This is a genomic window from Actinophytocola sp. (assembly GCF_035634895.1).
Taxonomy (GTDB): Bacteria; Actinomycetota; Actinomycetes; order Mycobacteriales; family Pseudonocardiaceae; genus Actinophytocola.
In genome coordinates, this window is sequence record NZ_DASQCC010000106.1 from 126,737 (window position 1) to 134,629 (window position 7,893).

Sequence of the window (7,893 nt, forward strand, 5' to 3'; positions counted from 1 at the left end):
TCCGGGCCGCCAACTGACCGGGTGACTCGGCATGCGGGTGGGGGTCCGCGGTGTGATCGTGGGGGCGTGACCACCACCGACCTGGTGCCCGCCGCCGCGCAGCCGGCGCCACCGGTTCTCGACGGCAGACGCCGCAACGTCGTCTTCGTGACGATCATGCTGGGGATCCTGCTGGCCGCGCTCGACCAGACCATCGTGGGGACGGCCCTGCCGACGATCGTCTCCGATCTCGGTGGGGCGGCGCACATGTCGTGGGTGGCGACCTCCTACCTGCTGGCCGAGACGGTGGCCACGGCGCTCGCCGGCAAGTTCGGGGACCTCTTCGGCCGCAAGCTGATCTTCCAGGTGTCCACGATCATCTTCATCACCGGCTCCTTCCTGTGCGGCACGGCGACGAACATGACGCTGCTGGTCGCCTGGCGCGCGATTCAGGGCATCGGCGGCGGCGGGCTCCTGGTCACCGCCATCGCGCTGATCGCGGACGTCATCCCGCTGCGGGAGCGTGGCAAGTACCAGGGCGCGATAGGCGCGGTGTTCGGCGTGGCGACCGTCGTCGGGCCGCTGCTCGGCGGGCTGTTCACCGACCACCTGTCATGGCGCTGGGCGTTCTACGTGAACGTGCCCATCGCGGTCGTCGTCGTGATCGCGGCCGCCCGGACGATCCCGGCCGTGAAGTCGGTCAACCGGGTCGTCATCGACTACGTCGGCATCGGTCTCGTCGCGGTCGGCGCCAGCGCGCTGGTCCTGGCCACGAGCTGGGGCGGCAGCGAGTACGCGTGGGGCTCGACGGTGATCATCGGCCTGTTCGCGGTCGGGGTGGTCGGGCTCGCCCTGTTCTGCTGGGCGGAGACCCGCGCGAAGGAGCCCATGCTGCCGATGCGCCTGTTCGGCAACCCCGTGTTCACGGTCTGCTCGATGCTGAGCTTCGTCGTCGGCTTCTCGATGCTCGGCGCGATCGTGTTCCTGCCGACCTTCATGCAGTACGTCGACGGCGACTCCGCGACGGTCGCGGGCGTGCGCACGCTGCCGCTCGTGCTCGGGCTGCTGGCGGCGTCGATCTTCAGCGGCAACGTGATCAGCAAGACCGGGCAGTACCGGTACTTCCCGATCGTCGGCTCGCTGGTGATGGCGTTCGGCCTCTACCTGCTGTCGCGGATGGGGGCGGACACCGGCGTGTGGCTGTCGTCGGTGTACATGCTGGTGTTCGGCACCGGGCTGGGCCTGTGCATGCAGGTGCTGACGATCGCCGTCCAGAACACCGTCGAGTACGCCGACCTGGGTACGGCGACCTCGGGCGTCACGTTCTTCCGGACCCTGGGCGGCGCGTTCGGGACCGCCGTGTTCGGGACGATCTACACCAACGCGCTGACGCCGGACCTGACGTCCGCGGCCGAGGCGGCGGCGCGCACCGGCGCGGCGAGCCCGGAAGTGATCGCTCGGGCCACCCAGAGCCCGAAGGGCCTGCACGCGCTGCCGCAGGCGGCGAAGCAACCGATCATCGAGGCGTACGCCGACGCGATGCACACCGTGTTCATGTGGACGGTCCCGGTGGCGGTGCTGGGTTTCGTGGTGGCGTTGTTCCTGAAACAGGTGCGGCTGCGGGACAGCGCGCGGCTGGGCTCGACGGACATGGGCGACGGCTTCGCCTCGCCGACCAAGGCGGACTCGCAGTGCCTGCTGGAGGTCGCCGTGGGCCGGATCCTGCGCGACGCCGAGGCCGACACCCTCCGGCGCATCGTGGCCGAGTCCGGGACGCGGCTGGACATGGCGGGCGCGTGGGCGGTCATCCAGGTGGAGGTGGCGACCAGGCGGTTCGAGCGGGCCGACCTGGAGTTCATCGCGTTCCGGCGGCGCGTGCCACCGGAGGTGCTGGCCCCGGTGTTCGACAGGTTGGTCGAACAGGGCTACCTGACCCGCGACGGTTGGGTGTACGAGCACACGGACGCGGGACTCCGGGAGGCCGATCTCATCCGGGGGGCGTGGGCGAGCTGGCTGGAGGAGCGGGTGGAGCACGACACCGACCGCCCAGCCGGCACGGACCTGCGGGAGGCGGTCGCGACCATCGCCCGCCAACTGCTCGCCGAGGACGAGAACATCGGCACGAGACCGGTGGCCGTGGCCGCGGGCTGACCGGGCGCGGCCGGCGGCGTGAGCCTGGTGCGCCGGTCAGGTCACGACCGGCCCGGGCGGCACGCCGCCGAGCACACCACCGACGCCGGCGCCTAGCCGTACACCTGCCCCTGGCCGGTGCCGTACAGCATCACGGTGTAGGTCTCCTGGTTGTCCTGGCCGGGGACCATCGAGTCCTCCTTCACCGAGATGCTCAGCGGCAGCGCGGCGATCGGGGCGGTCTCGGTGCCCACATTGGACGGTTGGCCGATGTGCACCGAGATGTCGATGTCGTTGTTGTACCCGGGGTCCAGGTGCACGACCTCCACCCACGCCGTCGGGATGAACGCGCCGCCACCGCGGTACTTCGCCCCGTACATCCAGAACACGCGCATCGTGATCGTCGTGCTGGACTCGCTGTCCTCGCCGAACGGGTTCCAGATGTACCAGGAGCTCGAGTAGGTGATGTCCTTGTAGTTCGGCCCCTGCGCGCCGGTGAGGTCGTTGACCCAGTCGGCGCCGTCGGGCACCGCGTTGGCCTGGTCGGCGTGGATGTTGACCACCGACTCGCTCTTCTCGACCAGCCACCACGCGTCCTTGATCGCGTTGGTCACCGCGGTGACCTTGGCCAATGCTCCGCTCACGGCGCTTCCTCCTCGGTCATCTCCTCGACGTCGACGACCTCGATCTGCTCGTCCGTCTCCTCGATCCCGCCACCGCGGAACTCGACCCGCACGTCCGCGGACTCGTTGTCCGACATGTCCTCACCTCTCCGAATCGCCTGTTCGCTCATTGAACGTCGACTTGATCTGTGTGGCCTTCCCTTTCGGGCGGCTTTGCGGGTCGCGCGAGGGGTCTTGCCGGCGCTATCGTTTGGGAGCGCTCCCAGAAGATGTTCCTGCCATCCCGAGGAGTTACGAGATGCCGCGACACAGTCGTCGCCTCGCGGGCGTCGCCGCCATCGGCGCGCTCGCCCTGTCCCTGCTCACGTCCGGTCCGGCCACCGCGGCCCCCGGCCCGGTGCCGCTCGACCAGCTCACCGTCACCACCACGCAGCTCGTCCCGTTCGGCCTGCAGCGGCCGGTCGCGATCGCGGGGGTGCCCGACGGCAGGCTGCTGATCGTCGAGAAGCAGGGCACCGTCCGTGCCTACGACCCCGGCACCGGTCTGGCCGCCGACCCGGTCCTGGACGTCCGCGACCGCGTGGACATCTCCGGCAACGAGCGGGGCCTGCTCGGCATCCTGCCGGCGCCGGACTTCGCCAGGACGAACCGCCTGTACATCGCCTACACCGGCCTGCCGGACGGCACGCTCACGCTGTCCCGGATCAGGCTGGGCGACCCCGCCAGCGAGCAGGTGCTCCTCACCCAGCCGCACGCGGAGTTCTCCAACCACAACGGCGGCCAGCTCGCGTTCGGCGCCGACGGCTACCTGTACTGGTCGCTCGGCGACGGCGGCGACGCGGGCGACCCGTTCGCGAGCGGGCAACGCCTCGACACCCTGCTCGGCAAGATCGTGCGGATCGACGTCAACCGCGCGTGCGCCGGCAAGCCCTACTGCGTGCCGAGGGACAACCCGTTCGTCGGCGTGGCCGGCGCCCGGCCCGAGATCTGGGTGTACGGCCTGCGCAACCCGTGGCGGTTCTCGTTCGACCGCGCCGACGGCTCGCTGTGGATCGGCGACGTCGGCCAGGGCACCCAGGAGGAGATCGACCACATCAGGCGCAACCAGGGCGGCACGAACTTCGGCTGGTCCTGCCGCGAGGGCACGCTCCTGTTCAACGCCGACCGCTGCGCCCCGAACGCCACCTACACCGACCCGGTCTTCACCTACCAGACCTCGTTCGAGGGCTGCGCGGTCGTCGGCGGCATGGTCTACCGGGGGCAGGAGTTCGCGGCACTGGCCGGCGGCACCTACATCGGGTCCGACTACTGCTCGAGCAGTGCCTGGGCGATCCGCGCCAACCGGGACGGCACCCACACCTCCGCGCGGATCGGCGAGTTCCCCACGCAGGTCACGTCCTTCGGCACGGACCGTCACGGCGAGCTGTACCTCGTGAACGACCTGCCGGGGCAGCTGTTCAAGGTCGGCTTCGCGCGCGTGACGAGCTGATTAGATGGGGGTATGAAGCTGGCCCTGTACGGACTGCACCGCGGCGGCTGCGCCGAGCCGGGAACACTGGCGCGCCTGGGGATCCTGGCCGAGGACATGGGGTTCGAGGGCCTGTGGGTCGGCGACCACGTCGCGCTCCCGCCGGACAGCTCCCAGGAGCCCGTCCGGCTGGAGGCGGTGGTCGCCCTGACCTACCTGGCCGCGGTGACCACCCGTATCGGGCTGGGGCTCGGCGTGGTCGTGCTGCCGCAGCGCCAGCCGGTGCTGCTCGCCAAACAGCTGTCGTCGCTGGACTTCCTGTCCGGCGGACGGCTGACCGTCGGCGTCGGCACCGGCTGGATCGAGCCGGAGCTGAACGCCATGGGCGTCGCACTGAGCGAGCGTGCCGCCCGTGCCGACGAGTACCTGTCGGCGATGCGGGCGCTGTGGGACGAGCCTGCGCCGGAGTTCACCGGCGAGTTCGTGTCGTTCGCCGGGGTGTCGCAGCGGCCGCGCCCGGTCCAGCGCCCGCACCCGCCGATCGTGGTCGGCGGGCACGTCCCGGCGGCCATGCGGCGCGCGGTGCGCCACGGAAACGGCTGGTACGGCTGGGAGTTGGACGTCTCCGCCGCCGAGGAGGCGTTGGGCAGGCTGCGCGCCATCCCGGGCCGTCCGGCCGAGCTGGGTGACCTGGAGATCACGATCACGCCGCCGGGGTTGCCCGATGTGGACACCGCACGCCGGTACGCGGACCTCGGCGTGCACCGCCTGGTCCTCCAACCGGACACACTGGACGCCGCGGCGATGGCGAAGCTGATCGCCACGGTGGGGGAGAAGCTGGTCGGCCAGATCTGAGGCATGATCGGGACCATGCGTGGAGTCGTACTGACCGGACCAGGACCGGTGGAGAACCTGGAGCTGCGTGACCTGCCGATCCCCGAGGCGCGTCCCGGCTGGGTGCGGATCGCGGTCCGGGCGTTCGGGCTGAACCGGTCGGACCTGCACCTCCGGCTGGGGTTCGCGGAGGGTGACGTGCCGTACCCGATCGTGCCGGGGATCGAGGCCGTCGGGGTGGTGGACGCGGCGCCGGACAGTGATCTCGAGGTGGGGCAGCAGGTCGCGGCCATGATGGGCGGCATGGGGCGGGCGTTCGACGGTGGTTACGCCGAGTACACGCTGGTGCCGCGGGCGCAGGTCGTGCCGTTCCGCTCCGAGCTGCCGTGGGCGGTGCTGGGTGCGGTGCCGGAGACGCTGCAGACCGCGTACGGCGCGCTGACCACCGGTCTCGACCTGCGGAAGGGGCAGACGCTGCTGATCCGCGGCGGCACCTCCGCACTCGGCTACGCGACGGCCGCGCTGGCCCGCGACCTGGGCGCCACCGTCCTGGCGACGACCCGCCAGCGCGACCGGCTGTCGACCCTGGCCGAGCACGGCGTCGACCACCCGATCCTGGACGACGGCACAGTGGCCGGCCGGGTCCGCGAGGTCGTGCCGGAGGGGGTCGACGCCGCGCTGGAGCTTGTCGGCACGCCGACCCTGCCCGACACCCTCGCGTCGACCAGGGTGCAAGGCACGGTCTGCTTCGCCGGCATGCTGTCCAACACGTGGACCGTCCCCGACTTCTACCCGATCGGTTACATCCCAACCGGCGTCCGCCTCACCGCGTACAGCGGAGACGCCGCCGACCTCCCCGCCCCAGTCCTACAGCGCTACCTCGACGACCTCTCCACCGGCACCCTCACCCTGGGCCCAACCCACACCTACCCCCTGTCCAAAATCCAAGAAGCCCACCAAGCAATGGAAAACAACACAACCCCCGGCAAACTGGTAATCCTCCCCTAACCCCGCGAGTCCCGCGTTCGCGCATACCGAGTCCCGCGTTCGCTCGCATCGAGTTGCGGGTTTCGTGCAGGTCCTGGCGTGCCAGGCCGGATCTTGTGTGCACGAAACCGCAACTCGCTATGTCTGGCCGCGGGACTCGGTGTGTTTGAACGCGGGACTCGCGGTGTTTGTCAGTTGCTTGGTGGTTGCCTCGGCCAGGGGACGTTCCTCGACCGTCCAGTCGCGACAGAGTCGGATCTCGGCCAGTACGTACGCGAGGCCGCCGATGCCGTTTTGGAAACCATTGCGGTGCCGTGGATCCGGCACGTCCGGGAGCGCTGGTCCGTCGTCCCAGTGCAGTTGTTCGAGTACCCACCGCCACGCCGCTTAGGCCGTGTCACGGTACTGAGTAATGTCAGCGCTCATGGAAGATCCCCCCTGGAACCGCTGGCGGCACGATGTCTTCGGCGATCCTTACACGGTCTGGCACGAGGGCCCCGAGTACTCCCGCCTGATCGAGCTGGCCGGCACCGCACCCGCGGACGTGGCGCGCATGCTGGCTGCCGGCCTCGACGCGCAGGACTCCCTTGCGGCACAGTCGATCGCCGCCCTCGCCGGTGAGGGACCCGCCCCGCAGGACGCGGAGGCGCTGCTGCGTGCCGCGCTGGCCGGCGCGACGGAGGAGTTCCTGGTCCGGGTCGCGCAGGCGCTGCACGTGGTGACCGGCGACGAGGCGTGGGCCGGCCCGGTCGCGTCGGTCCTGACCTCCGACGCGTCCTGGGGCGTCCGCCTCGACGCGGCCCGCGTGCTCGAGGAGTTCACCCCGACCACCGAGCTGATCGGCACACTGGCCGAAGGCGTCCGCGACGAGGACTACCTGGTGCGGTACCACTCCGCGAACACGCTGCTGCGTTACGCCGGCCGCAGGAACGGCGTCGCGGACCACCACACGCTCTTCGACAAGGTCGCCTCCCCGCCCGAGGGCGACGCGACCGAGACCGACCGCGACAAGTGGCGCCAGGCCGCGGACCAGCTGACCGCACTCGCCTCCCCGAGGACGACCGGGGGCTGACCGTCCACACGCGACAGTCGGGCCGGGTCCGGCTGGCACCCGGGAAGGTCACCCCACGGGGCCAACCAGCGAGTTTCGCGGCGGCTAGCCCTGTGTCTCGCCCCGGCCGGGGGCCCAGAGTGCGGATCGAGCCGGCGGTTCACCCGGGGCGGGACGGTCAGCTCACGGGGTGCCACCCCGGTGGTGGGTCCTCGCCGACCCGGCCGTCGACGGACTCGCGGAGCAGGTCGGCGTGGCCGGTGTGGCGGCCGTACTCCTCGACCAGGTCGTGGACCAGCCGGCGCAGGCTGGCGTGGCGGCCGTCGGGCCAGGACACGTGGACGGCCTGGTCGAGGCCGCCGGCGGCCAGCGCCGCGGCCAGCCGGGTGCGGGAGCGGGCCACCGCGCCGTCCCACAGCGCGTACAGGTCCGCCGGCTTGTCGTCGGCGGCCGAGGTGAACGGCCAGCGCTCGCTGTCCCACTCCTCGGTCCGCCACAGGTCGCCGAACGGCTCGCCGCGGAGCTTCGTGGTGAACGTGTAGTCCTCCACGAACGCCAGGTGCTTGAGCAGCCCGGCGATCGTGAGCGTCGACGCGCCCACCCGCGCCCGCAACGCGTCCGCGTCGAGGTCGTCGGCCTTCCAGCGGAAGGTCGTGCGCAGCCGCTCCAGCGCGCCGACGAGGTGCTCGACCTCCGTGCCGGCCGCCGGGGGTTCCCATGGCGTCTCAGTCATGCCCCACCGTAGCCGGGAGCACCGACAGCGGGGGGCACCGACAGCGGGGGGCACCGACAGCGGGGGGCACCGACAGCGGGGGGCACCG

Annotated in this window: 7 protein-coding genes; 5 read left to right on the forward strand and 2 right to left on the reverse strand. The window is 71.1% G+C overall.

Annotated features, from left to right (window positions below; all coding sequences use genetic code 11):
• Nucleotides 1-66 precede the first annotated feature (66 nt).
• The gene (locus VET29_RS15395; protein ID WP_324920514.1) at nt 67-2,130 is read left to right on the forward strand and encodes an MDR family MFS transporter; all 2,064 of its coding nucleotides are present in this window, start codon (nt 67-69) and stop codon (nt 2,128-2,130) included.
• 92 nt (nt 2,131-2,222) lie between these two features.
• Here the strand turns inward: VET29_RS15395 and VET29_RS15400 are convergent, their stop codons facing one another.
• Nucleotides 2,223-2,753, reverse strand: coding sequence for a hypothetical protein (locus VET29_RS15400; RefSeq protein ID WP_324920516.1), 531 nt, complete (start codon nt 2,751-2,753; stop codon nt 2,223-2,225).
• A 277-nt stretch (nt 2,754-3,030) separates the two neighbouring features.
• Between VET29_RS15400 and VET29_RS15405 the strand changes: the two genes are divergently transcribed.
• The 4 genes from VET29_RS15405 (at nt 3,031) to VET29_RS15420 (ending at nt 7,093) form a co-directional block, all read left to right on the forward strand.
• Nucleotides 3,031-4,221, forward strand: a complete 1,191-nt coding sequence (locus tag VET29_RS15405) for a PQQ-dependent sugar dehydrogenase (RefSeq protein ID WP_324920519.1) — start codon at nt 3,031-3,033, stop codon at nt 4,219-4,221.
• Nucleotides 4,222-4,233: 12 nt separating this feature from the next.
• Complete coding sequence (locus VET29_RS15410; protein WP_324920523.1) at nt 4,234-5,055, forward strand: TIGR03619 family F420-dependent LLM class oxidoreductase; 822 nt, start codon at nt 4,234-4,236, stop codon at nt 5,053-5,055.
• 15 nt (nt 5,056-5,070) lie between these two features.
• Nucleotides 5,071-6,042, forward strand: coding sequence for an alcohol dehydrogenase catalytic domain-containing protein (locus VET29_RS15415; protein ID WP_324920525.1), 972 nt, complete (start codon nt 5,071-5,073; stop codon nt 6,040-6,042).
• Between the two features lie 403 nt (nt 6,043-6,445).
• On the forward strand, nt 6,446-7,093 hold the full coding sequence (locus VET29_RS15420; protein WP_324920527.1) for a HEAT repeat domain-containing protein: 648 nt from the start codon (nt 6,446-6,448) through the stop codon (nt 7,091-7,093).
• Between the two features lie 157 nt (nt 7,094-7,250).
• On the opposite strand, the gene VET29_RS15425 is transcribed toward VET29_RS15420, so the two are convergent.
• Entirely contained in the window at nt 7,251-7,805 is a 555-nt protein-coding gene (locus tag VET29_RS15425; RefSeq protein ID WP_324920529.1) for a DUF664 domain-containing protein, read from the reverse strand.
• Nucleotides 7,806-7,893 lie beyond the last annotated feature (88 nt).